Annotated in this window: 26 protein-coding genes; 10 read left to right on the top strand and 16 right to left on the bottom strand. The window is 60.7% G+C overall.

Features of this window, described 5'->3' with window-relative positions:
- Positions 1 to 7 precede the first annotated feature (7 nt).
- Genes P2W41_RS02015 through ccmA form a run of 5 tightly spaced genes read right to left on the bottom strand, consistent with a single transcriptional unit; the run spans position 8 to position 2,911 of the window.
- Positions 8 to 592 carry a DsbE family thiol:disulfide interchange protein gene (locus P2W41_RS02015; RefSeq protein ID WP_404934166.1) on the bottom strand — a complete coding sequence of 195 codons (585 nt, stop codon included), beginning with the start codon at positions 590 to 592 and terminating at the stop codon, positions 8 to 10.
- On the bottom strand, positions 589 to 756 hold the full coding sequence (gene ccmD, locus P2W41_RS02010; protein WP_007010672.1) for a heme exporter protein CcmD: 168 nt from the start codon (positions 754 to 756) through the stop codon (positions 589 to 591). Before ccmD ends, P2W41_RS02015 begins: the two co-directional genes overlap by 4 nt.
- Positions 753 to 1,541 carry a heme ABC transporter permease gene (locus tag P2W41_RS02005; RefSeq protein ID WP_404934165.1) on the bottom strand — a complete coding sequence of 263 codons (789 nt, stop codon included), beginning with the start codon at positions 1,539 to 1,541 and terminating at the stop codon, positions 753 to 755. Before P2W41_RS02005 ends, ccmD begins: the two co-directional genes overlap by 4 nt.
- 43 nt (positions 1,542 to 1,584) lie before the next feature.
- Entirely contained in the window at positions 1,585 to 2,250 is a 666-nt protein-coding gene (gene ccmB, locus P2W41_RS02000) for a heme exporter protein CcmB (protein WP_404934164.1), read from the bottom strand.
- A gap of 49 nt (positions 2,251 to 2,299) precedes the next feature.
- Positions 2,300 to 2,911 (bottom strand): heme ABC exporter ATP-binding protein CcmA, encoded by a 612-nt coding sequence (gene ccmA, locus P2W41_RS01995; RefSeq protein WP_404934904.1) that lies wholly within the window; start codon positions 2,909 to 2,911, stop codon positions 2,300 to 2,302.
- 283 nt (positions 2,912 to 3,194) lie between these two features.
- On the opposite strand from ccmA, the gene acnA reads away from it, so the two are divergent.
- The 3 genes from acnA to P2W41_RS01980 all read left to right on the top strand — a co-directional run bounded on the left by acnA (position 3,195) and on the right by P2W41_RS01980 (position 7,729).
- Positions 3,195 to 5,891: an aconitate hydratase AcnA gene (gene acnA / locus P2W41_RS01990; RefSeq protein ID WP_292898181.1), complete on the top strand. Its 2,697-nt coding sequence runs from the start codon at positions 3,195 to 3,197 to the stop codon at positions 5,889 to 5,891.
- Between the two features lie 173 nt (positions 5,892 to 6,064).
- Positions 6,065 to 6,829 carry a DUF1223 domain-containing protein gene (locus P2W41_RS01985; protein ID WP_404934163.1) on the top strand — a complete coding sequence of 255 codons (765 nt, stop codon included), beginning with the start codon at positions 6,065 to 6,067 and terminating at the stop codon, positions 6,827 to 6,829.
- 516 nt (positions 6,830 to 7,345) lie between these two features.
- On the top strand, positions 7,346 to 7,729 hold the full coding sequence (locus tag P2W41_RS01980) for a DUF2794 domain-containing protein (protein ID WP_404934162.1): 384 nt from the start codon (positions 7,346 to 7,348) through the stop codon (positions 7,727 to 7,729).
- A 6-nt stretch (positions 7,730 to 7,735) separates the two neighbouring features.
- On the opposite strand, the gene P2W41_RS01975 is transcribed toward P2W41_RS01980, so the two are convergent.
- The 4 genes from P2W41_RS01975 to P2W41_RS01960 form a co-directional block, all read right to left on the bottom strand.
- Positions 7,736 to 8,308: a GNAT family N-acetyltransferase gene (locus tag P2W41_RS01975; RefSeq protein WP_404934161.1), complete on the bottom strand. Its 573-nt coding sequence runs from the start codon at positions 8,306 to 8,308 to the stop codon at positions 7,736 to 7,738.
- Positions 8,309 to 8,394: 86 nt separating this feature from the next.
- Positions 8,395 to 9,135 (bottom strand): Bax inhibitor-1/YccA family protein, encoded by a 741-nt coding sequence (locus P2W41_RS01970; RefSeq protein ID WP_292898185.1) that lies wholly within the window; start codon positions 9,133 to 9,135, stop codon positions 8,395 to 8,397.
- A gap of 201 nt (positions 9,136 to 9,336) precedes the next feature.
- Positions 9,337 to 11,880, bottom strand: coding sequence for an ABC transporter permease (locus P2W41_RS01965; RefSeq protein WP_404934160.1), 2,544 nt, complete (start codon positions 11,878 to 11,880; stop codon positions 9,337 to 9,339).
- Between the two features lie 11 nt (positions 11,881 to 11,891).
- On the bottom strand, positions 11,892 to 12,593 hold the full coding sequence (locus P2W41_RS01960) for an ABC transporter ATP-binding protein (RefSeq protein WP_404934159.1): 702 nt from the start codon (positions 12,591 to 12,593) through the stop codon (positions 11,892 to 11,894).
- An 80-nt stretch (positions 12,594 to 12,673) separates the two neighbouring features.
- Between P2W41_RS01960 and P2W41_RS01955 the strand changes: the two genes are divergently transcribed.
- Together P2W41_RS01955 and thpR are read left to right on the top strand one after the other, a co-directional pair.
- A complete protein-coding gene (locus P2W41_RS01955) occupies positions 12,674 to 13,345 on the top strand; it encodes an arylesterase (RefSeq protein ID WP_404934158.1) in 672 nt (223 codons plus the stop codon).
- A 79-nt stretch (positions 13,346 to 13,424) separates the two neighbouring features.
- Entirely contained in the window at positions 13,425 to 14,024 is a 600-nt protein-coding gene (thpR, locus tag P2W41_RS01950) for an RNA 2',3'-cyclic phosphodiesterase (RefSeq protein WP_292898189.1), read from the top strand.
- Here thpR and P2W41_RS01945 read toward each other — a convergent pair.
- Complete coding sequence (locus P2W41_RS01945) at positions 13,973 to 14,446, bottom strand: low molecular weight protein-tyrosine-phosphatase (RefSeq protein ID WP_292898190.1); 474 nt, start codon at positions 14,444 to 14,446, stop codon at positions 13,973 to 13,975. The two genes, thpR and P2W41_RS01945, sit on opposite strands and share 52 nt — an antisense overlap.
- A gap of 58 nt (positions 14,447 to 14,504) precedes the next feature.
- Between P2W41_RS01945 and P2W41_RS01940 the strand changes: the two genes are divergently transcribed.
- From P2W41_RS01940 to rlmN, 4 genes are all read left to right on the top strand, one after another.
- Positions 14,505 to 14,801: a 4a-hydroxytetrahydrobiopterin dehydratase gene (locus tag P2W41_RS01940; RefSeq protein ID WP_292898191.1), complete on the top strand. Its 297-nt coding sequence runs from the start codon at positions 14,505 to 14,507 to the stop codon at positions 14,799 to 14,801.
- Between the two features lie 72 nt (positions 14,802 to 14,873).
- On the top strand, positions 14,874 to 15,254 hold the full coding sequence (locus P2W41_RS01935; RefSeq protein WP_404934157.1) for a YkvA family protein: 381 nt from the start codon (positions 14,874 to 14,876) through the stop codon (positions 15,252 to 15,254).
- Positions 15,255 to 15,470: 216 nt separating this feature from the next.
- On the top strand, positions 15,471 to 15,971 hold the full coding sequence (locus P2W41_RS01930; protein WP_229449509.1) for an invasion associated locus B family protein: 501 nt from the start codon (positions 15,471 to 15,473) through the stop codon (positions 15,969 to 15,971).
- A gap of 139 nt (positions 15,972 to 16,110) precedes the next feature.
- Entirely contained in the window at positions 16,111 to 17,337 is a 1,227-nt protein-coding gene (gene rlmN, locus P2W41_RS01925; RefSeq protein WP_404934156.1) for a 23S rRNA (adenine(2503)-C(2))-methyltransferase RlmN, read from the top strand.
- A 12-nt stretch (positions 17,338 to 17,349) separates the two neighbouring features.
- Here rlmN and P2W41_RS01920 read toward each other — a convergent pair whose 3' ends face one another.
- From P2W41_RS01920 to P2W41_RS01905, 4 genes are all read right to left on the bottom strand, one after another.
- A complete protein-coding gene (locus P2W41_RS01920) occupies positions 17,350 to 17,991 on the bottom strand; it encodes a LysE family translocator (RefSeq protein ID WP_065816817.1) in 642 nt (213 codons plus the stop codon).
- Positions 17,992 to 18,084: 93 nt separating this feature from the next.
- The gene (locus P2W41_RS01915; protein WP_292898194.1) at positions 18,085 to 19,116 is read right to left on the bottom strand and encodes an SIS domain-containing protein; all 1,032 of its coding nucleotides are present in this window, start codon (positions 19,114 to 19,116) and stop codon (positions 18,085 to 18,087) included.
- 39 nt (positions 19,117 to 19,155) lie between these two features.
- Entirely contained in the window at positions 19,156 to 20,046 is an 891-nt protein-coding gene (locus P2W41_RS01910; protein ID WP_404934155.1) for an N-acetylmuramic acid 6-phosphate etherase, read from the bottom strand.
- Positions 20,047 to 20,055: 9 nt separating this feature from the next.
- Entirely contained in the window at positions 20,056 to 20,280 is a 225-nt protein-coding gene (locus tag P2W41_RS01905; RefSeq protein ID WP_404934154.1) for a hypothetical protein, read from the bottom strand.
- Positions 20,281 to 20,289: 9 nt separating this feature from the next.
- Between P2W41_RS01905 and P2W41_RS01900 the strand changes: the two genes are divergently transcribed.
- The gene (locus tag P2W41_RS01900; RefSeq protein ID WP_292898196.1) at positions 20,290 to 21,081 is read left to right on the top strand and encodes a GntR family transcriptional regulator; all 792 of its coding nucleotides are present in this window, start codon (positions 20,290 to 20,292) and stop codon (positions 21,079 to 21,081) included.
- A gap of 9 nt (positions 21,082 to 21,090) precedes the next feature.
- On the opposite strand, the gene P2W41_RS01895 is transcribed toward P2W41_RS01900, so the two are convergent.
- Together P2W41_RS01895 and P2W41_RS01890 are read right to left on the bottom strand one after the other, a co-directional pair.
- A complete protein-coding gene (locus tag P2W41_RS01895) occupies positions 21,091 to 22,611 on the bottom strand; it encodes a di-heme oxidoredictase family protein (protein ID WP_404934153.1) in 1,521 nt (506 codons plus the stop codon).
- A gap of 57 nt (positions 22,612 to 22,668) precedes the next feature.
- Positions 22,669 to 23,925: an imelysin family protein gene (locus P2W41_RS01890; protein ID WP_404934152.1), complete on the bottom strand. Its 1,257-nt coding sequence runs from the start codon at positions 23,923 to 23,925 to the stop codon at positions 22,669 to 22,671.
- Between the last annotated feature and the right edge of the window lies 1 nt (position 23,926).

Raw genomic sequence — 23,926 nt, 5'->3', positions numbered from 1 at the left:
TGGCCGATCAGCCCGCCGGGCGCACCGCCAGAGCCTTTTCGATCTCCGGCATCAGGTCGTTGCGGATGCTCTCGGGCGTGAACGGCCCCACATGCTTGTAACGGATCGTGCCATCGGGACCGACGAGAAAGGTTTCGGGAACGCCATAGACGCCCCAGTCGATCGCCGCGCGGCCGTTCTGGTCAACACCAATGAAATCGTACGGATTGCCGAGATCGCCAAGAAACCGGCGGGCGTTTTCCGGCTTGTCCTTGTAGTTGAGCCCCGCAATCACGACACGCTCGTCCTCGGCAAGCTGCATCAGCAGCGGGTGCTCCTGACGGCATGGCAGACACCAGGAACCCCAGACATTGACCAGCGTGACCCGGCCGCTGAACGCATCTGAAGAAAGGCCGGGCAGGTTCATGTCCTCAAGCGGGGGAAGATCGGTCTGCGGCGCGGCGCGGCCAATCAGTGCGGATGGCACCACAGACGTGTCCTTGCCGGAGATCAACTGAACCAGAAAGACCGCCGAAAGCGCCAGAAAGAGAAGAAGCGGCAGCAAAAACAGGACGAGCCGCGAACGTGCCGGTTTGTCGCTCGTCACGCTCATTTCTTCGGCGCCTTGCGGTCCGAGCGGCGACGAATACCGCGTTCCTCAAGCTCCTTGAGCTCGCGCTTGCGACCAGCCTGATCGATCAGGATCCACAGGCCAAGCCCCGCGATTACCAGCGCCGAGATCCCGTAGGCGGCGAAGACATACGCTGCGTGAGTCATCGTGCTGCCCTTTCTGCTGCCCGCGCCGAAAGCCGGCGCATGGCAACAACACGACGGCGCCAGATGTCCGCACGCATCGCCATCAGATGCAGCGTGACGAAAAGCAGTGTAAAGCCCAGCGCACAGATGAGCAGCGGCCACAGCAGCGAGGCGTGGATCGTTGGCCCATCGAGACGGAACACCGAGGCCGGTTGATGCAGCGTGTTCCACCAGTCCACCGAGAACTTGATGATCGGTATGTTGACGAAGCCGACGAGCGTGAGGATTGCCGCAGCCCGCGCCGAACGGCCGGGATCGTCCATGGCCCGCGTCAGGGCAATGATGCCGAGATACATCAGGAGCAGGATGAAGACGGAAGTGAGCCGTGCGTCCCAGACCCACCACGTGCCCCACATGGGCTTGCCCCAGACGGAGCCCGTAAAGAGCGCCAGCGCCGTGAAGGCCGCGCCGATGGGAGCGGCGGCTTTCAGCGCCACATCGGCGAGCGGATGCTTCCACACAAGCGTCCCAAGCGCGGAAATGGCCATCAGCGAATAGCAGAACATGGCGAGCCAGGCGAACGGCACATGGATATACATGATCCGGACGGTGATTCCCTGCTGGTAGTCTTCAGGCGCGGCAAACGCCATGTAGAAGCCGACAGCCAGAACCGCCAGTGCGAGACCGCCCAGCCACGGCACGAGGCTATCGGCCAGCGCGAGAAACCGCGTGGGATTGGCGAGCGCCGTCAGGCGACCGGAGAGCGTAGAGGCTTGCGGCGTGGCGTTTGTCATGCCTGAACCCATAGCGTTGCGTGTCCTGTTCCGCAATCGAATCGATTGCCGCACATCAGTCGCCGCCCCAGCGCAGTGCAAGGGAAGCGGCCAGCGGCCCGATGACGGCAAAGAACAGCATCAGCGCGGCAAGAATGAGGAAAGGCGGCAGAAATGGATCGGGGTCGGCCACCGCCCCGCGCGCCGCCGCCACACCGAAAATCAGAACCGGGATGGTGAGCGGCAGCACGAGCACCGAGACCAGAAGCCCGCCACGCGGCAGCGCCACGGCAAGGGCCGCGCCCACCGCACCGATGAAGGTGATGGCCGGCGTGCCGACGGCCAGTGTCGCGGTCGCAGCCAGAATGCCCACAGGTTCGATATTCATGAAAAGGCCGAGCAAGGGCGTCACCACCACCAGCGGCAAAACATTGACGGTCCAGTGCGCGCAGCATTTTACAAACACGGTCAAAGCCCTCATGTGCCGGCTGTCGGCCAGAAGCATCAGGTCCAGAGAGCCGTCCTCACGGTCAGCCTGGAACAGGCGCTCAAGCCCGAGAAGGCCGGCAAGCAGAGCACCGATCCAGAGAATTGCCGGGCCGATGCGCGCCAGAAGATTCAGATCCGGCCCGACGCCGAAAGGTATGACGGCGACAACGGCAAGAAAGAAAAGCACCCCTGTCAGCGCGCCGTTCCCGGTGCGCACGCCAATCTGCAACTCGCGTCGGAAAAGCGCTAGCATGGTGCAAACCGGGATGGTTGCTGTTTGAGGTGGCGCACGTCCTTCATCATCAACCCACAGCCTCCCCCATGCGCAATTCCCGCGCGCCCTTCAGGCCAAGCGGCAGATGGGTGGCGGCCACGATCATTCCGCCATCTTCGAGATGCACGCCCATGAGGTCGGCAAACTGCGCGTCGGATGCCTTGTCGAGGCCGGATGTCGGCTCGTCAAGCAACCAGACGGGCCGATAGCTCACCAGAAGCCGCGCGATGGAAGCGCGCCGTCTCTGCCCCGTGGACAGATAGCCGAACGGCAAATGGCCAATATCGCCCAGCCCCACCATCTCCAGCGCCTCGAATGGCGGCAGATGAGGCTCTCCCATGAAATCCTTCCAGAAGCGCAGGTTCTCCTCAACGCTGAGCTCCGCCTTCATCGCATTGCGGTGGCCGAGATAGTGGCAGGCGGACGCGACATCCGGAAACGCATCGCCGCCGCCGGAAAACTGCACCTTGCCCTCCGCGGCTGGCAAGAGGCCGCAGATCACGCGCAACAGGGTGGATTTTCCGGCGCCATTTGGCCCCGTAACCGTGAGCGCCTCGCCTTCACCCAGCGTGAAGGAAATGCCGGAGAACACGGTTTCGCCGCCGCGCTCACCGCCAAGCCCCTCGGCAGCAAGCCGCATCATGTGGTCGTCCTTCGGCAAAGAGATGGTCCTGAATTTTTTTACGAGATGGCAGATTTGCCATTTCTCACTCTAGAACTCTTCTACAAAATTCTCTATATCCGCCTCAACCACGCCAGCGGTCGGCGTGTAACTCTTTGTGCCGATACCCGCGCGCGCGCCGCCTTGAACGGCCGGGACGCTTGGGGGCGGACAGCGGAAATGACCGTACCCGCACCTTTTGCGCGTGATGCCTCGAGGAGTCCGTTCCCGTTTCGGATAGCAGAACAGGATAGGATCGCCCGTGACCAAATCTCTAGACAGTTTCAATTGCCGTCGCACCCTCCAGGTGGGGGATGCGGAGTATGTTTATTTCGACCTCAAGGAGGCCGAGAAAAACGGTCTCGAAGGCATTTCCCGCCTGCCCTTCTCCATGAAGGTGCTGCTTGAAAACCTGCTGCGCAACGAAGACGGACGCTCGGTCACCAAGTCCGATATCGAAGCGGTCGCGGCATGGCTCGACGACCGCGGCACGGCCGGCCACGAGATCGCCTACCGTCCGGCCCGTGTGCTCATGCAGGATTTCACCGGCGTTCCTGCCGTGGTGGATCTCGCCGCCATGCGCGATGCCATGGTTTCGCTCGGCGGCGACCCGCAGAAGATCAACCCACTGGTGCCCGTCGATCTCGTCATCGACCACTCGGTCATCGTCGATGAATTCGGCACACCGAAGGCCTTCGCGCGCAATGTCGAGCTGGAATACCAGCGCAATGGCGAGCGCTACCGCTTCCTCAAATGGGGTCAGAAGGCGTTCAAGAACTTCCGCGTCGTGCCGCCCGGCACCGGCATCTGCCACCAGGTGAACCTTGAATATCTCGGTCAGGCCGTCTGGACGAAGGATGAGGACGGCAAGACGATTGCCTATCCTGACACCTGCGTTGGCACCGATTCGCACACGACCATGATCAACGGTCTCGGCGTGCTCGGCTGGGGCGTTGGCGGCATCGAGGCAGAGGCGGCCATGCTCGGCCAGCCGATCTCCATGCTCCTGCCCGAAGTCATCGGTTTCAAGCTCACCGGCAGGCTGAAGGAAGGCGTGACGGCCACCGATCTGGTGCTCACCGTCGTGCAGATGCTGCGCAAGAAGGGCGTTGTCGGCAAGTTCGTCGAGTTCTTCGGCGAAGGCCTCGACCATCTGACGCTGGCAGACGCAGCCACGATCGGCAATATGGGTCCGGAATACGGCGCTACCTGCGGCTTCTTCCCGGTCGATTCGGAAACACTGAACTACCTCAACGTCTCCGGCCGCTCGAAGGAGCGCATCGCGCTCGTGGAAGCCTACTGCAAGGCGCAGGGCATGTTCCGCGAGACAGGCACCGAGCATCCGGTCTTCACTGACACGCTCGAGCTTGACCTTGGCGAAGTCGTTCCGTCAATGGCTGGCCCGAAGCGTCCCGAAGGCCGCATCCCGCTCGAGAACATTGCATCCGGTTTCGCCGAATCGCTCGAGAAGGAATACAAAAAGGATCCGTCCACACTCGAACAGCGCTGGAAGGTTGAAGGCGAGGACTACGACCTCGGCCACGGTGACGTGGCGATTGCCGCCATCACCTCCTGCACCAACACCTCGAACCCAAGCGTGCTGATCGGCGCCGGCCTTCTCGCCCGCAACGCCAACCGCCTCGGCCTCAGGCAGAAGCCATGGGTGAAGACATCGCTCGCCCCCGGCTCGCAGGTGGTTGCCGAATATCTGGAGAATTCCGGCCTGCAGAAGGAACTCGACCAGATCGGCTTCAACCTCGTCGGCTTCGGCTGCACGACCTGCATCGGCAATTCCGGTCCGCTTCCGGCCCCGGTCTCCAAGACCATCAACGACAAGGGCCTGATCGCCGCCGGCGTTCTCTCCGGCAACCGCAATTTCGAAGGCCGCATCTCGCCGGATGTGCAGGCCAACTATCTGGCCTCACCGCCGCTCGTCGTCGCCTACGCGCTCGCCGGTTCGGTGACCAAGGACCTGACCAAGGAACCAATCGGTCAGGACAAGGACGGCAACGACGTCTATCTGAAGGACATCTGGCCCTCCAATCAGGAGATTCAGGAGTTCATCCAGAAGAACGTCACCCGCGATCTTTTCGAGAAGAAGTATGCCGAGGTCTTCACCGGCGACGAGAACTGGCAGGCCGTACAGGTGCCGGAAGGCGAGACCTATGCATGGGACGACAAGTCGACCTATGTGCAGAACCCACCCTACTTTGTCGGCATGAAGAAGACGACCGGCGATGTGAGTGACATCAAGAATGCGCGCATCCTCGGCCTGTTCGGCGACAAGATCACCACCGATCACATTTCGCCCGCCGGTTCCATCAAGGCACAGTCGCCAGCCGGCAAGTACCTGATGGACAATGGCGTGGGCGTGGCCGACTTCAACCAGTACGGCACGCGCCGCGGCAACCATGAGGTGATGATGCGAGGCACGTTCGCCAACATCCGCATCCGCAACCACATGCTGGGCGAAAACGGTACCGAAGGCGGCTACACGATCCACTATCCCTCCAAGGAGGAGATGTCGATCTACGACGCAGCCATGGAATACCGCAAGGAAGGCGTGCCGCTCGTGGTCTTTGCCGGCGGCGAATACGGCAATGGCTCCTCGCGTGACTGGGCTGCCAAGGGCACCAACCTGCTCGGTGTCCGCGCCGTCATCTCCGAAAGCTACGAGCGCATCCACCGCTCCAATCTGGTTGGCATGGGCGTCATTCCCTTCGTCTTTGCCGACGAAGGAACGAGCTGGTCAAGCCTCGGCCTGAAGGGCGATGAGACCGTCACCATCGACGGGCTGGAGACCATCAAGCCGCGCGCCACGGTGAACGCGAAGATCACCTTTGCCGACGGTTCGGTCAAAGAGGTTCCGCTTCTGTGCCGTATCGATACGCTGGATGAGCTTGAATACTTCAAGAATGGCGGCATCCTGCAATATGTGCTGCGCGACCTGGCCGCCTGACGGGGCCACGCAGACGCGATGATCAGACCGCCGGCGGAAACGCCGGCGGTTTTTTTTCGCCTGAAGACGCTCCGCCAATCGGCTCACCGGAACGTGACTTCTTGTTGAGGCTCGCTCGCTCCTATAGTTCTGAAACAAAGCAATGTTCGCTTCAATTTCCACACGGAGAGCGCATGTTCCGGCTCTGGACACCAGGCCATTTCACGGCACTGGCTTTAGGCTTACTCGCCGCCATTGGCCCAGCGGAGGCGGAGAACACGGGTCGCCCGATCGGTGTTGTAGAACTCTTTACGAGCCAGGGGTGCAACTCCTGCCCTCCAGCGGACGCGGTTCTCGATGAGCTCGCCTCCCGTAAAGATGTCGTCGCACTCGCCTATCACGTCGACTACTGGGACTATTTAGGCTGGCGCGACGCACTCGCACGCCCCGCCAATTCTGAACGGCAACGAAAGTATGCCGGCACCCTTCAGAAGAGTTCGGTTTACACCCCTCAGGCTATTGTCAACGGCCACCGTGATATGAATGGCGCCAATCGAGCCGAGGTCATGTCGACGCTTGAAGCGCTGGCAGGAACGGCAGCTGGGCTCCAGGTGGATCTGTCTCTGGAAGACACGGGTGACAGCATCATTGTCAGCGTTGGCTCATTGCCTGAAGGCCTTGAGGACAAAGACATCAGCGCACATCTGGTCTTTGTGGATTATACACCAAAAAGCACCGTGGAGATCCGAGCCGGCGAAAATCGCGGGCGCACAATCCAGTATCGCAACGCGGTCAACCGCATTCAGACCATCGGCATGTGGGACGGCACCGCCAGGAAATTCGAAATGCCCAGGTCGGAGCTGATCCAGAAGGGCAATGGCTGCGCACTGCTGCTCCAGCGTGTCGATGGAAGTGGCTTGCCCGGCGCAATACTTGGCGCCATTGCACTCGACCCATAACACCCGCCAAAGGTTCACCGATGAAAGGCTGGTCCCAAAAGAAAAACCGGTGCTGACTCATTCAGCACCGGCTGTATTCCTTTGGGACCGTTGCCTTGCTCGGGCGTCCGAGAGTTGGTTCGATCCGGTCATGACCCCGAGGGCGGGGGGGCTTGGGGTTTTCGGGATCCGTGTCCGGACCGAACCGTCTCAGGCAACGTTCGGATCGTTGCGGCACAATGGGGCGTGAGCTTGAACAAAATGCGGCAAGAAAAAGGCACGCCATCACCAATTCCGACAAACGGTCCCGATTTGTGACTACCGGCTAAGAGATGAGGCTTGCAGAGCACGTATTCATACGTCGGCAAAAGATGTGGACGGATATAACCACTCCGATACCCCGGTCATCAAGAAGGATGACGCACGCCCGCAGGCCCCGTCGCGCCGCCCATCACGGGTCTCGGCAATGTGGGCTTGCAATTCCGTCTATGGCGGGCGAATCTTCCCTTGTCACCAAATCGTCATGAGGTATCGCCAATGACCGATTACGGCAGCGCCAGGGAGGATAGGGAAGGGTCCGGGATACTGATCCCGCTGCACGAGGCACGCAGGGCACGTTCCGACCTCCCCGTAACCTTCGAGCGGCGCGAATTGGATCAAATTCTGCGCATCTATGGCCGCATGGTCGCCGCGGGTGAATGGCGTGATTATGCCATTGATCATCTCAGGGACCGGGCCATCTTCTCCGTCTTCAGGCGAACCAGCGAGGTCCCGCTGTTTCAGATTGTCAAAGACCCCAAACTGACACGGAAGCAGGGTGCCTACAGCGTCATCGCTGCCACCGGCGCGATCCTGAAGCGCGGGCATGAACTGGCCCGTGTCCTGGCGGTGTTCGACAAAAAGCTGAAACTCGTTACCTAGACGAAGTCAGCGGACGGTCTCACCGCGAAACAGCCGCTCGGGAACAGACTGGGGATCAGGTGGCGCACCGTCCCCTTCGTTGAGGGCCAGTTGCATGAAGACCGTGTCGAGCCAGCGGCCGTGTTTGAAACCGCTGCCACGAAGAACGCCGGCATCGCGGAAACCCGCGGCCCGATGCAGCTTCACCGAAGCGCTTTCTTCCGAACCATCCCCGATAACCGCAACGATCTGGCGAAATCCGCGTTGCTCGCACGCTGCAATCAGCGTCTGGAGCAAACGCCGCCCAATGCCACGCCCCTGTGCCTCCGGTGCCAGGTAAACCGAATCCTCGACCATGAACCGATAGGCCCGCCGCGGGCGAAACGGCCCTGCATATGCGTATCCGAGAACGCCACTTCCATCTTCCGCAAGGATATAGGGATAGCCGCTGCGAATGAGCGCCTCCATGCGCTCAAGCATTTCTGCCTCGCCTGGCGGTTCGAGCTCATAACTTGCCGTTCCCTCGGTCACGGCTTGCGCGTAGATGCGGGCAATGGCTGAGACGTCGTGCGGGCTTGCGGGGCGAATGGCGGGTTTCATGAAAGCTCGAAGATCGTTCTGGAATGACGCAAAAAGGGCGGCCCGAAAGCCGCCCTTTCATAGCACTGTTTCAGGCCCCGTGCGCACTACTCGCGATTGCCGAGGAACTGCAGCAGGAACATGAACAGGTTGATGAAGTCGAGATAGAGACGCAGCGCACCCATGATCGCCTTGCGACCGGAAACGGTGGCGTCGTCACCCTCGTAATACATCTCCTTGATCTGCTGGGTGTCGTAGGCTGTGAGGCCCGCAAACACCAGAACGCCGATCACCGAAATGGCGAACTGCAGCGCCGAAGAGCCGAGGAAGATGTTCACGATCGAGGCAATGATGATGCCGATCAGACCCATGAACAGGAACGACCCCATGCCCGAAAGGTCACGCCTGGTCGTATAACCCCAGAGCGACAGTGCGCCGAACGAAGCGGCGGTGATGAAGAAGGTGCGGACAATGCTCTCGCCGGTGAACACCAGGAAGATCGTCGACAGGGAGAGACCCACCAGGGCTGAATAGACCCAGAAGGTCGTCTGCGCAGCTCCGACGCTCATGTTCTGAATGCGGAAGCTCAGGAAGAACACCAGCGCAAGCGGTGCGAGAATGACAACCCAGCGGAAGGCGCTGGCATAGATGAGCTGGCCGAAAGCCGTCAGTTGGCCGTCGGCAATGGCAAGGTTGAATGCGCCAAAGGCTGCAAGGCCGGTGATTGCCAGGCCGAGCGCCATAAGGTTATAGACGCGAATCATGTAGGCGCGCAGGCCCTCGTCGATGGCCGCGTCCGCGCGCACGCCGGGCGTTGCGCGGGCCTGATAGTTACGAAGGTCAGCCATAATTACCCCTTTCTGGCTTAAATCCCGTCCGGTGACGGCCAAAAGGCCGTGCGCCGCTGGCGGGATACCAGCATGCGTAGATCAAATATGATGTCAGTTTGTGTTCAGGACAAGACCTCTCCGCATCGGAAAAGCACCTGCGGCAACAGTTCGCGGGCGAAATCGCGCCTCTCGACGCAGAAGGTTAACGGCTAATCAAGCTCACAGATTGCGCAAAACCGGTGCCGCCTTGTGTCCAAGAACCCGCCAGGTACCGATCAACCCGAACCCGACCGTCAACACCAGTGCCACCGCCACCGTGGTCAGCGCAACCTCTGGAAGAAAGCTGGAAGGCAATCCCATGACCTTTGCCACCACAAACCACGCCGCGACTCCACCGGCAAGCAATGCGAACACCGCAGTCGCAAGACCGATCAGCAGATATTCAAGCGAGAAGGCCGCAATCAGCGTCCGACGTGTCGCGCCCAGAGTTTTCAGAACGACCGCATCGTGAACCCGCGCCCGATTGCCTGCCGCCAGCGCACCGGAAAGCACCAGCACTGAAGCAATCAACGCAACGGCCGCAGCGGCGCGGATGGCTGTGGCCAACTGCTCGACAAGCCGGTTCACCACATCGAGTGCATCTTTCACCCGGACGGTGGTCACCGTGGGGAAGTTGCGGGTTACGGCGTTCAGAATCTGCGACTCGTCGGCCTGTGTAGCGTCAGCATCCGTCAATGTCGCCAGCCACGCGTGTGGTGCCCCGGAAAAAGTGTTGGGTGAAAACACCATCACGAAATTGATGGCAAGCGTTTCCCATTCCACGGCGCGGAAATTGGCAATTCTGGCCGTGACCTCGCGCCCGAGGACGTTGACGGTGATCGTGTCACCGATCTTCAGGCCAAGCTCTCCACCTTCTTCCGCCGTGAAAGACACAAGCGGCTCTCCCTCATAATCCGCCGGCCACCATTCACCCTGCGTGAGCGTGGAGTTCTCGGGTGCGTTGCGGGCATAGGTGATGCCGCGATCTCCGCGCAGCACCCAGCCACCCTCCGGGGGAATCTCCATGTCCCGGACATTGATATCGTTGAGCGCCGTGATCCGTCCACGCAGCATTGGCACCTGGATCAGCTTGCCGCCAGGCGCTTCCCGGTTGACCAGATCAGAGAAGGCTTCCACCTCGCCACTCTGGATGTCTACAAAGAAGAAGTTCGGAGCGACTTCCGGCAAATTGCCTGTGATCTGGCGGCGCAGATTCCCGTCGATCAGCGCCAGCGTGGCAAGCAACGTCAGACCGAGACCCAGCGAAAGCACCACGGAGGGAGTCAGCGCGCCGGGGCGGTGGATATTGCCCAGCGCCAGACGCATTGGCGTGGATGCAACGCGCGGACTGCGACGCGCGAGCCATTCGATGCCAAGCGCCACGACCCTTAAAACGATAAACGCGAACACGGTCGCACCAACGAAAATTGCCGCCATGCGCCGATCGTCGGAGAACCAGATGGCAAAACCCGCCAGCCCGGCGGCGATGGCAACCGAGAGTGCGATATAGATCGGACGTGGCCAGCCGCGGCCATCCACGCCCATTTCGCGAAACAGCGCCGTCGCCGGCACATCACGAGCGCGGCCGAGAGGCATCAGCGCGAACACAAGCGTGATCATGACGCCGAACAGTGCAGCCACCAGAAGAGCCGCAGGATAGATCCCCCCCGTGGCAGGAACCGGCAGGACACTTGCCAGGACCGCCGATGCGCCGAACGGCATCAGGGCGCCGATCACAAGGCCGGCCAGGATGCCGATAGCGGCAATCATCATTATCTGCACGAGGTAGACGGTGAAGACGAACCCTCCGGAAGCGCCCAGGCTCTTGAAGGTCGCGATCACGGCGCGCTTGCTGTCCAGATAGGCGCGCACCGCATTGGCGACACCCACGCCGCCCACGACAAGAGCCGTCAGACCCACCAGGGTCAGAAACTGCGAAAACCGTTCGATATTGCGAGATAACGCGGGGGCGGCATTGCTGCGGGTGCGGATGCTCCACCCGGCCTCCGGGAACGCAGCCATCGCTCGCGCCTGTACAGCCTCCAGCGTACCCGCATCATCGCCAAGCCGCACCTTGTAAACATGCTCGACGAGACTGCCTGGCTGAACAAGCCCGGTAGCTTCAAGCGCATCCAGCGAAATCATCAGCCGCGGTGCAAAGCCGAACCCGTCGGAAACGGCATCCGGCTCGCTGACGAGAACGGCGCGAAGTTCGATCGTTGCACCGCCCAGCATGATGCGGTCGCCAATGCCAAGGCCCAGTCGTTCAAAGAGCAATTCCGGTGCCGCCGCCCCATAGGCACCATTGATTTTTTCAAAGAGCGCGTCATGCGAGAACTGCGGCTCCGTCACCCGCTCCCCATAGAGCGGATAGAGCGCATCGACGGCCTTCACCTCCACCAGTGTCTGATCCGAACCGTCAGGAAGCCGGGCCATGGAGCGCATGTTCGCGCTCTCGGCCACATCGCCCAACCCTGAAAGAAACGCTTGCTCCGCATCGCTGCTGCGCCTCTGGTTCAGTTCGAACCGCAGGTCGGCGGCCAGTAACGACTGGCCCTCCGCTTCCACGGCCCCGGTAATCGCGGTGGCAACCGAATTGACACCGCCAATGGCGCCAACGCCCAGCGCAATGCAGGCCAGAAAGATGAAAAATCCCGAGAGCCCGCCCCGCATCTCGCGTAGCGAAAAACGGAACGCCAGACCGAGCATGCGGCCGAAACTCATCTCCGCGGGCCTCATGCCATTGCGGCCTTGTCCAGGGCGGGGTGCTGCTCTATGCAGCCGGAGCGCATTGCCACCTGGCGCTCACAGCGTGCTGCGAGGGCAGGATCGTGCGTAACAAGCACCAACGATGTGCCACGCTCCTTTGCCTTGGCGAAAAGCATGTCGGAAATTTGCCTGCCGGTCGCCTGGTCGAGATTGCCGGTTGGCTCATCGGCGATCAGGATGGCCGGTCCCGGTGCCAGCGCGCGGGCTATGGCCACGCGCTGCTGCTCACCGCCCGAGAGCTCGCCCGGATAATGCGTCAGACGCTGTGAGAGACCCACGGCAGCCAGTTCTTCCTCGGCTGCACCAAAGGGATCGGAATGGCCCGCCAGTTCCAGCGGCACAGCGACGTTCTCCAGCGCCGTCATGTTGGGGATAAGATGGAAGGACTGGAAAACAATGCCGATGGAGCGGCCACGAAAGGCGGCAATCGCATCTTCGCTCAGCGCGTTGATCTGTGTTCCGCCGACGCGCACAATGCCGTCATCCACACGCTCCAGCCCTGCGATCACCATCAGGAGCGTCGATTTTCCCGAACCCGAGGGGCCGACGATTGCCGTAGAGCGCCCACGCTCTACGGAGAGGCTCACGCCTTTGAGAACATGCACGGAGGACGCGCCCTCCCCCAGTGTCAGAGACACGTTCTCAAGTTCGATCACGGCTTCTGTCACGGAAAAGACATCCTATATTGGGAAGAGATGACGCTGGAATCGCACCAATGCACGGTTTTGGCAAATATGGGTTATCCCGCATGGCATTCAAATTTTTTCGTCCTTTCGGCCAGTTCACAAAAATTTCATCGGCTGCTGCGGCGCTTGTCCTGATGCTTTCCGTGAGTGTAAGCGCGCGTGCTGAAACCATCCGGATTGTTGGCTTCGGCGACAGTCTGATGGCGGGCTACAATCTCGGGCCGGACGAGGGTTTCCCCGAACAGCTCGAAGACGCGCTCCGGGCCGAGGGCTATGATGTCGCCATCGCCAATGCAGGTGTTTCCGGCGATACGACGAGCGGTGGGCTTTCCCGCCTTGAATGGTCTGTTCCCGAAGAGGCGGATATTGTGCTTCTGGAGCTCGGTGCGAATGACATGCTGCGCGGCATTCCGCCCGCCTCCACCGAGCAGAATCTCGACCGGATGATCGCCATGCTGAAGGAACGCGGCCAGCAAGTGATCCTGGCTGGCATGCTGGCTGCACCCAATCTCGGCGAGGACTATGCCGCCGCCTTCAATCCGCTCTATGAACGGCTGGCCAATAAGCACGAGATCCACCTCATTCCGTTCTTTCTTGACGGCGTGGCCGCCGAACCGTCTCTGCTTCTGGAAGACGGTATGCATCCGAATGCCCAGGGCATTGCACGTATGGTGGAGCGTATTCTGCCCACCTTCCGCACAGTCCTCGATGAGCGATCCGAAGAAGGCGCGTAAAACCTGATAAAGAAACCGCTTGCTCACAGTGGCAATCGATGATTCGCTGTACTCGACACTGCGATTCGAGGAGGTTGCCATGCCGCGACTTTTCACCGCCCTCGAGATCCCGCGTGACGCCGCCTTGTCGTTGTCACTTCTGCGCGGGGGCCTCCCAGGAGCTCGTTGGATCGATGTCGAAAACTATCATCTGACATTGCGGTTCTTCGGTGACGTGGAAGGTCACACGGCGGACGAGATTGCCAATGCACTTGACAGGATTCGGCGCCCCAGCTTCACGATGAAGCTTTCCGGTGTCGGGGCTTTCGGGCAGAAGAAACCCCACTCCATCTGGGCTGGTGTGTCCGCCTCCCCAGACCTGCACGCATTACAGGGAGAAATAGACGGCATCTGCCGGCGGTTACGCCTGCCACCGGATCCCCGGAAGTTCACGCCACACGTCACCCTGGCCCGCCTGAAAAATTCCAGTCCGCACGACGTGGCAAGCTATCTTTCCGCTCGCGGGAATTTTGCTTCTGTGCCCTTCTCTGTCGGCCGCTTCGTGCTGATGTCGTCGCGCGCTTCCTTTGGTGGCGGACCATACATCATCGAGGAAGCCTGGCCTCTGGTGGGCGCTGAATATGATCGTCAGTCGAATTTCGACAGCAGCGCTTCAGAAGCCTCGCGGATCATCTGGTAAACCGACGCAAAGCCGTCCTCACCGCCGTAATAGGGATCGGGAATGTCGACCATGCGACCGTTGGCATAATCGAGAAAGAGGTGAATCTTTCCTGACACGCCTCGGGTGGCGCGCTCGCGCAGCGTTTGCACATTGTTGCGATCCATACCCAAAAGCAGATCGTAGCGGTTGAAGTCCGCCGCTTCCACCTGCCGTGCCCGTTGGTGAGAGATATCGACCCCGAACCTGCGTGCGATATCGACCGAACGCGGGTCAGGTGGGTTGCCCACGTGCCACGCACCGGTTCCAGCTGAGCCGACCAGGAAATCCGCCCCTCGCCCCCGCTCCACCGCGACACTGCGAAAGACCCCCTCTGCGAGCGGAGAGCGACAGATATTGCCAAGGCAGACGAAGAGAATCGAGATACGAGGCTTTGCGTTCATGGCGGGTGCGCTATCATCCAGATGAAGATGCCAACAGGCGATACCATGGAGAGACGCGATGGCAAGGGCAAAGCTCGATCCGGCTGCGCTGGAACAGGCGCTCAAGACACTCGACGGGTGGGATCTGGGGGAAGATGGGGACTCCATCGAGCGGCGCTTCATCTTCACCGATTTTTCCGAAGCATTCGCGTTCATGACGCGTTCGGCGCTCATGGCCGAAAAATTGAACCATCATCCAGACTGGTCGAATGTCTACAAGACCGTCGATGTCAGTCTTTCCACGCATGATGCAGGCGGGGTAACTGAACTCGATCTCAAGCTCGCCATGGCAATGAATCGATTCGCCAGGAGCTGATCTTGCTCGGATTCCGTCCAAATATTGAATTTCGATGGCTGATTCCCACATCTTGGTCAGCAGGAGCACACCATGGACGATGTGAAAATCGGCGAAATTCTGGAACCGGCCGGTCCCCGTGAAAACCGGGACCGCGAAGAGCGTGTGCGTGCCAAATTCTGGCGCACGATAAAGAAGGCGGCCCGGCAGGTGCCATTCATGGAAGAACTGGTGGCCGGCTATTATTGCGCGCTCGACAACGACACCCCGCCAAAGGTGCGCGGATTGCTGCTCGCTGCCCTCGCCTATTTTGTGCTTCCGCTCGACGTGGTGCCGGATTTTCTGCTTGGATTCGGCTTTACAGACGACATCGCCGTGCTGGCAGCCGCGCTTAACGCCGTACGCCACCATATCACACCGGCCCACCGTCTCGCGGCCAGGAACGCCCTCACTGAAACCGCCCGCGAGCACTGACCAGTCAAATTCTTGCCTCTTTCATTCGTTTCAACCGCTAGTGAAGGGGTGTTCGGAAGTTGGCGCATTTGTTTTGCGGCAACGGATATCGGGGTTGAACGCATGAAGAATCCGTCGATTCGCTTCACGCTTTGGTAACCCAGATTAAATAAAAATGAAGTGATCTAGAGGGACCAGCCGGTCTCCAAACACTGGCAGAAAAAGACGGTCAAGACGATGCGCGTACTGATTTCGACACTGATGCTCATTTGCGGAATGGCGGCGGCAAGCCCCGCGCTGGCCCAGGCAACGGCGGTGGGACAGCATCGCGACTGGGGCGTCTACAGCTACCAGTCCGGAAACGGCAAGGTGTGCTACGCCATGAGCGTGCCAAAGGAAAAGCAGCCGGCCAGCCTCGACCATGGCGACATTTTCTTCTTCGTCAGCCAGAAGCCCGGTCAGAACGTGGCTTCGGAACCGCAGTTTATCGCAGCGTACAATTTCCAGACGAATTCCAAGGTGATTGTCACAGTGGGCAACAAAAGCTTCACCATGTTCACGCAGGGCAAATCCGCCTGGCTTGAGAACGCGGCTGAAGAGCCTCAGTTAATCGCAGCGATGAAGGGCGGTTCAGACATGAAGGTTGCTGCGAAATCTGGCCGCGGCAACGACACCAGCTACACCTTCTCTCTCAGCGGTGTCACGGCTGCGATCAACGCCACCCAGAACTGCAAATAGAGTTTGCAGAAGCCGGCTGTCGGCTGCGACAGGTGACGGCAGCCCTCAGGCGTGCTATGAGCGCGGCAGATGAAGGGCAGCCGCTGAATTCGAGATACGAATTCGCAAAGCGCTGCCCGCAACGCACTTCAAGAACGCCATGGCACTGACACTCGATCTATCGACGCCCGAGGGGCGCGCTGACCTGCGCCCCGCCACGAAAGCCGAGAAGCAATCGCTGATCGGCCTTTCACGTGACGAACTGGCAGAAGCGCTGCTTTCACTGGGTGTGCCTGAGCGGCAGTCACGCATGCGCGTGCGCCAGCTTTGGCACTGGCTTTATGTGCGCGGCGTTTCCGACTTCTCGCAGATGTTCAACATCTCGAAGGATCTGCGGGCTCAGCTCGACGAGCGTTTTACAATCGCCCGCCCGGAAATCATCGAAGAGCAGATTTCGAAAGACGGTACCTGCAAGTGGCTGATGCGCTTTCCAGCGCGCGGCGCGGGCCGCCCGGTGGATGTGGAAACGGTTTACATTCCCGAGGAAGGCCGCGGCACACTTTGCATTTCCAGCCAGGTCGGCTGCACCCTGACCTGCACCTTCTGCCACACCGGTACGCAGAAGCTCGTGCGCAACCTGACGCCGGGCGAAATTCTCGACCAGCTTCTCGTGGCGCGGGATCGGCTTGGCGATTTCCCCGACGCAGACACGCCGGATGGCGCCATAGTGCCGGCAGAAGGCCGTAAGGTCACCAACATCGTCATGATGGGTATGGGTGAACCACTCTACAATTTCGAGAATGTGAAGCAGGCGCTTCTCATCGCCTCCGATGGCGAGGGCCTTTCGCTCTCGAAGCGCCGCATCACATTGTCCACCTCAGGCGTGGTTCCGGAGATCTATCGCACCGGCGAGGAAATCGGTGTCATGCTCGCGATTTCGCTACACGCAGTACGCGACGAACTGCGCAACGAACTGGTGCCGATCAACAAAAAATATCCGCTGAAAGAGCTGCTCGACGCCTGTCGCGCCTATCCCGGGCTGTCAAACGCGCGGCGTATCACGTTTGAGTATGTGATGCTGAAGGGTGTCAACGATTCGCTCGACGATGCCCGTGAGCTGGTGCGGCTTCTGAAAGGCATTCCCGCCAAGATCAACCTGATCCCCTTCAACCCATGGCCCGGCAGCGACTATGAATGCTCCGACTGGGAGCAGATCGAGGAGTTTGCGGACCTGGTCAACAAAGCCGGATACGCCTCGCCCATCCGCACCCCGCGCGGGCGCGATATCCTGGCAGCCTGCGGTCAGCTCAAATCCGCATCGGAGCGGATGAAGAAGGCTGACCGGCTGAAGCTGGAAGCCATGATGATCGCCAGCCACGGCGAATAGGGCAACTCTGGCTCACCGCGCCTGAGCGGTCAGGATTTTCAGCGCAAAGGCCGAGAAAACGCCGGCGAAAAGATAGTCGACCACGCGGGTGACACGCGGACTCTTCTTCAGAAGCTTGGAAAAACTGTCTGCCGCGATCACCATCGGCGCGACGATTGGCAGCGCCAGCGGAATGAACAGAAGGCCGAGAAAGAAGAGCTTGCCAGGTGCGTGCGGATCGCTGGCGGACACGAACTGCGGCAGAAAAGTCATGAAGAACAGGATAATCTTCGGGTTCAGAAGATTGATGCCGAGCCCCGTGGCCCAGTTCTTCAAGAGCGACCGCCCCGCCCCACCCTTCTTTTCCGGCGAGAAGGCGGAGCCCTTGCGGATCGCCTGGATGGCCAGCCAGATCAGATAGCCCGCACCGAACACCTTGAGCGCAAGGAAGGCCTCTGGCGAAGCCACGATCAGCGCTGAGAGCCCCAGCGCCACAAGCGCCGTGTGGATCATGATCCCGGTCATCGCGCCGAACATGCAGGCGAAGCCGGCCGCCCTGCCCTGGCTCAGCGCCCGACCGACGAACAGCGTCATGTCCGGACCCGGCGTGATCGAAATCACGAATGTGGCGAGGGCAAACTGGAGAATGGTGGCGAAATCGGGAATGAAGGTCATGGAAGTGCTTCCGGCACGATGTTGATCCGCCGGAAGCTAACGCAGGATCAAAGCTCACGCCAGCGGCATGATTGGGAGGCCGCTGGTTCAGGATCAGATCGTTTCCGTCACCTTCTTGAGCTTGTCCGGTGTGTCCGGATTGAGCCCACGCTCGCGCGCGACCCGTTCGATCAGGCGATAATAACCCACGAGCGAGACAAGCGGGTCCAGCTGGCCATGGCCGGTGGATGGCGTTTTTATGGTGCGTTCACCCAGATCACACGATGAAAAGCTCGCAATCTGTGCACCAAAGCCGCGCAGCTTTTCGAGCGATTGCGCGCTTGAAGCCATCGCTGCATCCTCCGGTACAAAGGCAAGAATGGGAAAGCCCTGATCGACAAGCTGCATCGGCCCATGCATCAGTTCGGCGAGAGAGAAGGCTTCGGCATGAAGCTGGGCCGTTTCCTTTGCTTTCAAAGCCGCTTCAAGCGCAATGGCAAAGCCCGGACCGCGACCGGCGGTATAGACGGATGCTGCACTCGTCAGGAGCGGCAGCGCCGGCTCCCAGTTTACATCGCAGGCGGCGGCTAGCGCTTCCGGAAGGCGGGCAAGCGCATTTTTGAGCGCGCCATTGCCCGACGCTGCCTGCGTAACACCGGCAAGCGCCGCGGCAGACGCGATGAAACTCTTCGTCGCCGCCACGCTCCGCTCCGGTCCGGCATGGATTGGCAACACGATGTCGGCCGCCTTCGCAAGCGGACTGTCGGCAACATTGACCACGGCCAGCGTAACCGCGCCGCCCTTCTTGGCCGAGGCCTGAGCGGCGACGATATCAGGGCTCCCGCCGGACTGGGAAATCGTGATGTGAAGCGCGCGCTCGAGCTTCAGCGACGCGTCATAGACCGATGCCACCGAGGGGCCGATGGAGGCCACGGGAATGCCCGTATGAATCTCGAACAGATATTTGAAGAAGCTCGCGGCATGGTCGGATGAACCGCGCGCCGACATGCTCACCACCGCAGGGGCGCGCTCGGCAATCACCCGAGCCAGTTCAGCGAAGGTTTGTGCTTCCTTGGAAAAAAGCCGGTCGACAGCTTCGGCAGCCTCAGCGGTTTCCTGAAACATCAGGGATGGCGTATCGGTCATTTCGGTCTTTCCGTGGTTGAAATTTGGATGTGAGATCTTTCAGCCCAGCGTCGCAATTGTTCGATGCAGATCGTCGCTGTTGCGATCGAGCGCGGCTCGCGCCTCCTCGGGCGAGAGTCCCCGCACCACGAGAACCGCTGGCTTGACGTGAAAGTCCGTTTGCTCGAGTGCGGCTCGCGCAGTCGCTTCATCACAACCCGCCACCTGCATCAGCATTTCGACGGCACGGCGCACCAGCTTCTTGTTCGATGGCTTCATATCCACCATGCGGCCGCGATAGACTTTGCCAAGCCGCATCATCACCGCCGTTGAGAAGAGGTTGATCGCGATCTTCTGGCTCGTACCGGCCGCCATACGCGTGGAGCCGGCAAGCACCTCCGCTCCAGTCTCCAGGAGCACCCCGCAATCGGCCTTTTCGAGCAGTCCGCTACCGGGATTGTTGGCGATGCCGATGGTCAGCGCACCGCGCGCCTTCGCGGCCTCCATCGCCGCCAGTGTGTAGGGCGTGCTGCCGCTTGCGGCGAGCCCCACCACCACATCGAGAGGCCCGCAAGCAAGCGCATCAATCTCGTTTCGGCCCGCCACCTCATCATCTTCGGCGCTTTCGCGTGCTTCAGCCACGCTGATACTGCCGCCGGCCAGCAGAAAGAGACTGCGCTCCTCGGGCCATCCAAAGGTGGGGTAAAGCTCGACCGCATCCAGCATAGCAACGCGGCCCGAGGTACCGGCCCCAACATAGATAAGACGGCTGTCCGAGTTCGCGAGGCGCTGCGCCGCTGCTTCGACGGCTTGTTCCAGCGCCGGGAGAGCAGCGGTAACCGCATCCACCGCAGCGCGCTGGCCCGTAAGCATGGCACCCAGCATATCGAGAGTCGAGAACCGCTCGATATCCCGATACGCCTGGCTTGCTGTTTCAGTTGAAGTTGTCATCGACGGCTCTCAGGTTGCAGGTTGCCTGCCTGTTCTAGACCAATTTAATACCAAATAGCATATACAGTCTTTGCCGCAAAAATCCATTCCCGTCCCGAGAAAATCTTTCCTGCCATGATTTAAAGCTTTTTCAGCGGCATGACAGCGCACATCTCCTCCGTATTTCTTGCAAAGCTTGTTCATCCCATCCATAATTGGACTTATAAATAATATACCACTCTTTTCAGCGAGCATGCCTGAACGATGACAGACGCCCTTTCGGGGACGAAGGAGGACTTTGGCACATTGCTCGCCCGGGAGATCCAGTCCGGTGCAGCAGACGCGACGCCGCGTTACATCCGGCTCGCCAACGCGCTGCGACAGATGGTGGAGAGCCTGGTTCTGGGTTCCGGCGCGGCTCTGCCATCGGAGCGCCTTCTGGCTGAGATGACGGGACTCTCGCGCGTCACCGTACGGCGTGGGATCGAGCTGCTGGTACGCGAAGGCGTACTGGAACAGCGCCGGGGCTCAGGCACCTATGTCCTCGCCCCCATCGAACGCTTCGAGCAGCCGCTTGCGGCGATCACCAGCTTCACCGAGGACATGCTGTCCTACGGTCGCAAGCCCGAAACACGCTGGCTGGCGCGCGAATATGCCAGCCCTTCAGCACAGGAAGCCATGACGCTGGGGCTTTCGCCCGGCGATCGTGTTCTGCGCCTGCATCGCCTGCGGCTGGCCGATGCCCTGCCGCTTGCGGTCGAACTGGCAATCGTGCCAGCAGATGTTCTGCCGGATCTCTCATTGTTGGGTACCTCGCTTTATGAAGCGATGGCGTCCGCTGGCGCACGGCCGCACAAGGCGCTGCAGCGTATGCATGCCTGTGCCCTGCCGGAGTTCGAGGCCCGCCTTCTCGAAGCCGAGGCCGGAGAGCCAGCTCTTTTCCTGGAGCGGATATCCCGAACCGCTGCAGGACGGGTGGTCGAGTTCACCCGCTCCCACTTCAAGGGCGACCGGTTCGATTTTGTTGCCGAGCTTAACCTGCAGGGTGAGATTTAAGACGAGAGCCTAAAGGGATTCCAGGAAACGGATCAGATCGTCCCGATCCTGCTTTGCCATATTGACCACCCTGTCACGGGCTGCCTGCGCTTCCCCACCATGCCATAGAATGGCCTCAAGCAGCGTTCGCGCGCGACCGTCATGCAGGAACGTCGCCTCCTCGTTCACCGTCGCGGTAAGGCCGATCCCCCAAAGCGGCGGCGTGCGCCATTCATAGCCATCGGCAAGACCTTCCGTGCGCCCGTCAGCCAGGCCCTCACCCATGTCGTGCAGCAGCATGTCTGTATATGGCCAGATCAGCTGAAAACGCAGGGCCGGGTCCTCCACGTCACGCCGGGTCACGTATTTGGGACGGTGGCAGGTGGCACAGCCACTTTCGTAGAACACTTTTTTCCCGGCAAGCACCGAAGGATCATCCACGCCACGCCGAGCCGGAACCGCGAGATGGCGCGAATAGAACGTCACCAGGTTCAACAGGTCCTCGGGCACCTCCTCGGCGCCCAGTCGCTCCTGCGCACCATGCGGCAGGTCACGGCATTTGGCCTGCGCCTCGGTGCAGTCGCCCCAATGATCTGGCGCAAGCGGGGTCGAAAGTCCCATATCGCCGGAAAACGCGCCTGCCGTCTGTTCGGCGATGGTGGGCGCAATGGCCTTCCAGCCAAAGCGGCCAAGCTTCCATCGGCCCTCCGCGTCGCGCACCCTTGCGGCACGTCCGGAAATACCGTCGCCATCTTCATCGTCGGGGTCAGCCCAGGCGAGAATGTCGGCCTCGTGCACGCTTTCCAGAAGACCGAGCCCGATCATCGGCGGCGCGACGCGCGCCGACATCATCAGATCATCGCGCATCGGACCGAAGCCGGGGTCGACGACCCTGAGCGCCGGCTTGCGCAGTGTGACCGTCTCGCCCTCGGAAAGCGCCACAGGTAAATCCTCATAGGTGACCGCGACGCGCCCCTCCGGGTTGAGCCCGGCCACCGCATGGTCCTGAAGCTGCAACCCGTAGACAGGATCAGGCGCAGCCGGTAACCGGCCATCCGCAATCGCCGCTAGCTGATCCTTGTCGGCTGGTACGGACAGGCGCACCAGCAGTGACACCGCCGAATCCTCGGGCCTCGCCGGCGCATGACCGCGCCCATCCTTGATATGGCACGACTGGCAGGCCCGTGCGTTGAACAGCGGCCCCAGCCCGTCGGACGCCTGCGTTGACGACGGCGAGGAAACCCAGTCCTTTCGGAAAAGACCGTTGCCGAGCAGGAAGCGCTCCAGCTCGGCAAATTCCAGATTGGCGGACGAATGGGAGAACGCATCCGCATTGATCAGTTTCGTCGACGTGGTCGCACCCGCCGACATGCGTTCGAAACGTTCCGCCTTGTCGAATGAAGACGTCGGTTGAGTAACGCTCTCGACCCTCTTGCGGTCCTTTTCATTCAGATCGTCGCGAAAACCTGAGAACTGTCCATCCGCATGGGCGCATAAGGCCACGAGAGCAAGCAGGCCGGTCAAAAGCGTGGCACGGACGGAAATGTTCATGAAAAAGGTCTTTATGGAAAACGCCGGGCCGACACGCGGCCCAGCGCAAAATTGGTCTTATTCGAATACGGCGTCGGGATTGTCCAGACTGTCGGAGCCTTCGAGTTCAATACCGGCCAGGTCGAGTGCGGCAATCACACGCTCCAGCGAACGCGTCTGATCGACAAGCCCGTCGATCGCGGCCTGCACGATTGCATTGCCTTCCTCGTTGCCCTGACCAATCATCTGGTCATAGGCTTCCCCACCCTCGGCGCGTTCCTTCATCGCCGTCATTGCCTGCAGTGTGGCGTCGAGCTTTGCCTTCACCTCTTCGGCAAGCCCCGGATCCTTCTCGGAGACCATGTCGGCGAGGCTCGGACCTTCTACCTTGGAGCCATCGACGCGCTCATAGGAGCCGAAATAGACATTCCGGATACCGACGAGATCATAATAGTGGCTGTTGTGCGTGTTGTCGGAGAAGCAGTCATGCTCTTCTTCCGGATCGTTTAGAAGCAGGCCAAGCTTCATGCGTTCACCGGCAAGTTCGCCATAGGAAAGCGAGCCGAGACCGGTCAGCATTGCCGTCAGACCCGCCTTTGGATCAGCCGTTACTTCAGCGCGTGCCTCACCATCGGTCTGCCAGTTTGCCACCATCTCCTCCAGGTCGGCAACCAGGAGGTCGGCAGCAGCCTGAAGATATTGTCCACGGCGGTCACAATTGTCACCGGTGCAGTTCTCCGCATCGAAATCGGTATAGGGACGCGCTCCGGCACCCGCCTCTGTCCCGTTGAGGTCCTGCCCCCAGAGAAGGAACTCAATCGCGTGGTAGCCCGTTGCCACATTCGCCTCGATGCCACCAACCTCGTGAAGCGACTGGATAACCTCGGGAGTAATTTCGGAAACGTCGACTTCCGTACCCCCTGCGGTGACTTTGTCTTTGGCGACCACGTTGACCGTGTAGAACTCATTCGTGTCGGATTCGGTGCCATAGCTGGCGTCGACGTAGTCGATCAGCCCCTCATCCAGCGGCCAGGCATTCACCTTGCCTTCCCACTCATCGACTATGGCATTGCCGAAGCGATAGGCTTCGCTCTGCTGGTAGGGGACGCGGGCCGCCAGCCAGGCCTCGCGGGCGGCAGCCATGGTCTCCCCGGACGGGCTTTCCACCAGTTTGCTCACCGCTTCGCGTAGAGCTTTCGCGGTCTCCAGGCTGTCCTCATAGGTGGCCAGCGCTATGTCGGCATAGGTGGAGACCACCTCCTGCGGCTCGGCAGCGACAGCCGGTGAGGCCATGATGGCCGCCAGTGCGGTACCGATGAGTAAACGACGCTTCATG

Source organism: Nitratireductor sp. L15S-10 (assembly GCF_045011005.1).
In the GTDB taxonomy this organism is placed as follows: domain Bacteria; phylum Pseudomonadota; class Alphaproteobacteria; order Rhizobiales; family Rhizobiaceae; genus Nitratireductor.
Note: the sequence above shows the minus strand (reverse complement) of the source record. Positions and strands in the feature narration are given on the sequence as shown.

What these genes read in the sequence shown, in the direction of transcription:
- P2W41_RS02015 (WP_404934166.1), bottom strand. Translation starts at nt 592, where the DNA reads ATGAGCGTGACGAGCGACAAACCGGCACGTTCGCGGCTCGTCCTGTTT.
- ccmD (WP_007010672.1), bottom strand. Translation starts at nt 756, where the DNA reads ATGACTCACGCAGCGTATGTCTTCGCCGCCTACGGGATCTCGGCGCTG.
- P2W41_RS02005 (WP_404934165.1), bottom strand. Translation starts at nt 1,541, where the DNA reads ATGGGTTCAGGCATGACAAACGCCACGCCGCAAGCCTCTACGCTCTCC.
- ccmB (WP_404934164.1), bottom strand. Translation starts at nt 2,250, where the DNA reads ATGCTAGCGCTTTTCCGACGCGAGTTGCAGATTGGCGTGCGCACCGGG.
- ccmA (WP_404934904.1), bottom strand. Translation starts at nt 2,911, where the DNA reads ATGCGGCTTGCTGCCGAGGGGCTTGGCGGTGAGCGCGGCGGCGAAACC.
- P2W41_RS01985 (WP_404934163.1), top strand. Translation starts at nt 6,065, where the DNA reads ATGTTCCGGCTCTGGACACCAGGCCATTTCACGGCACTGGCTTTAGGC.
- P2W41_RS01980 (WP_404934162.1), top strand. Translation starts at nt 7,346, where the DNA reads ATGACCGATTACGGCAGCGCCAGGGAGGATAGGGAAGGGTCCGGGATA.
- P2W41_RS01975 (WP_404934161.1), bottom strand. Translation starts at nt 8,308, where the DNA reads ATGAAACCCGCCATTCGCCCCGCAAGCCCGCACGACGTCTCAGCCATT.
- P2W41_RS01970 (WP_292898185.1), bottom strand. Translation starts at nt 9,135, where the DNA reads ATGGCTGACCTTCGTAACTATCAGGCCCGCGCAACGCCCGGCGTGCGC.
- P2W41_RS01965 (WP_404934160.1), bottom strand. Translation starts at nt 11,880, where the DNA reads ATGAGTTTCGGCCGCATGCTCGGTCTGGCGTTCCGTTTTTCGCTACGC.
- P2W41_RS01955 (WP_404934158.1), top strand. Translation starts at nt 12,674, where the DNA reads ATGGCATTCAAATTTTTTCGTCCTTTCGGCCAGTTCACAAAAATTTCA.
- thpR (WP_292898189.1), top strand. Translation starts at nt 13,425, where the DNA reads ATGCCGCGACTTTTCACCGCCCTCGAGATCCCGCGTGACGCCGCCTTG.
- P2W41_RS01945 (WP_292898190.1), bottom strand. Translation starts at nt 14,446, where the DNA reads ATGAACGCAAAGCCTCGTATCTCGATTCTCTTCGTCTGCCTTGGCAAT.
- P2W41_RS01940 (WP_292898191.1), top strand. Translation starts at nt 14,505, where the DNA reads ATGGCAAGGGCAAAGCTCGATCCGGCTGCGCTGGAACAGGCGCTCAAG.
- P2W41_RS01935 (WP_404934157.1), top strand. Translation starts at nt 14,874, where the DNA reads ATGGACGATGTGAAAATCGGCGAAATTCTGGAACCGGCCGGTCCCCGT.
- P2W41_RS01930 (WP_229449509.1), top strand. Translation starts at nt 15,471, where the DNA reads ATGCGCGTACTGATTTCGACACTGATGCTCATTTGCGGAATGGCGGCG.
- rlmN (WP_404934156.1), top strand. Translation starts at nt 16,111, where the DNA reads ATGGCACTGACACTCGATCTATCGACGCCCGAGGGGCGCGCTGACCTG.
- P2W41_RS01920 (WP_065816817.1), bottom strand. Translation starts at nt 17,991, where the DNA reads ATGACCTTCATTCCCGATTTCGCCACCATTCTCCAGTTTGCCCTCGCC.
- P2W41_RS01915 (WP_292898194.1), bottom strand. Translation starts at nt 19,116, where the DNA reads ATGACCGATACGCCATCCCTGATGTTTCAGGAAACCGCTGAGGCTGCC.
- P2W41_RS01910 (WP_404934155.1), bottom strand. Translation starts at nt 20,046, where the DNA reads ATGACAACTTCAACTGAAACAGCAAGCCAGGCGTATCGGGATATCGAG.
- P2W41_RS01905 (WP_404934154.1), bottom strand. Translation starts at nt 20,280, where the DNA reads ATGCTCGCTGAAAAGAGTGGTATATTATTTATAAGTCCAATTATGGAT.
- P2W41_RS01900 (WP_292898196.1), top strand. Translation starts at nt 20,290, where the DNA reads ATGACAGACGCCCTTTCGGGGACGAAGGAGGACTTTGGCACATTGCTC.
- P2W41_RS01895 (WP_404934153.1), bottom strand. Translation starts at nt 22,611, where the DNA reads ATGAACATTTCCGTCCGTGCCACGCTTTTGACCGGCCTGCTTGCTCTC.
- P2W41_RS01890 (WP_404934152.1), bottom strand. Translation starts at nt 23,925, where the DNA reads ATGAAGCGTCGTTTACTCATCGGTACCGCACTGGCGGCCATCATGGCC.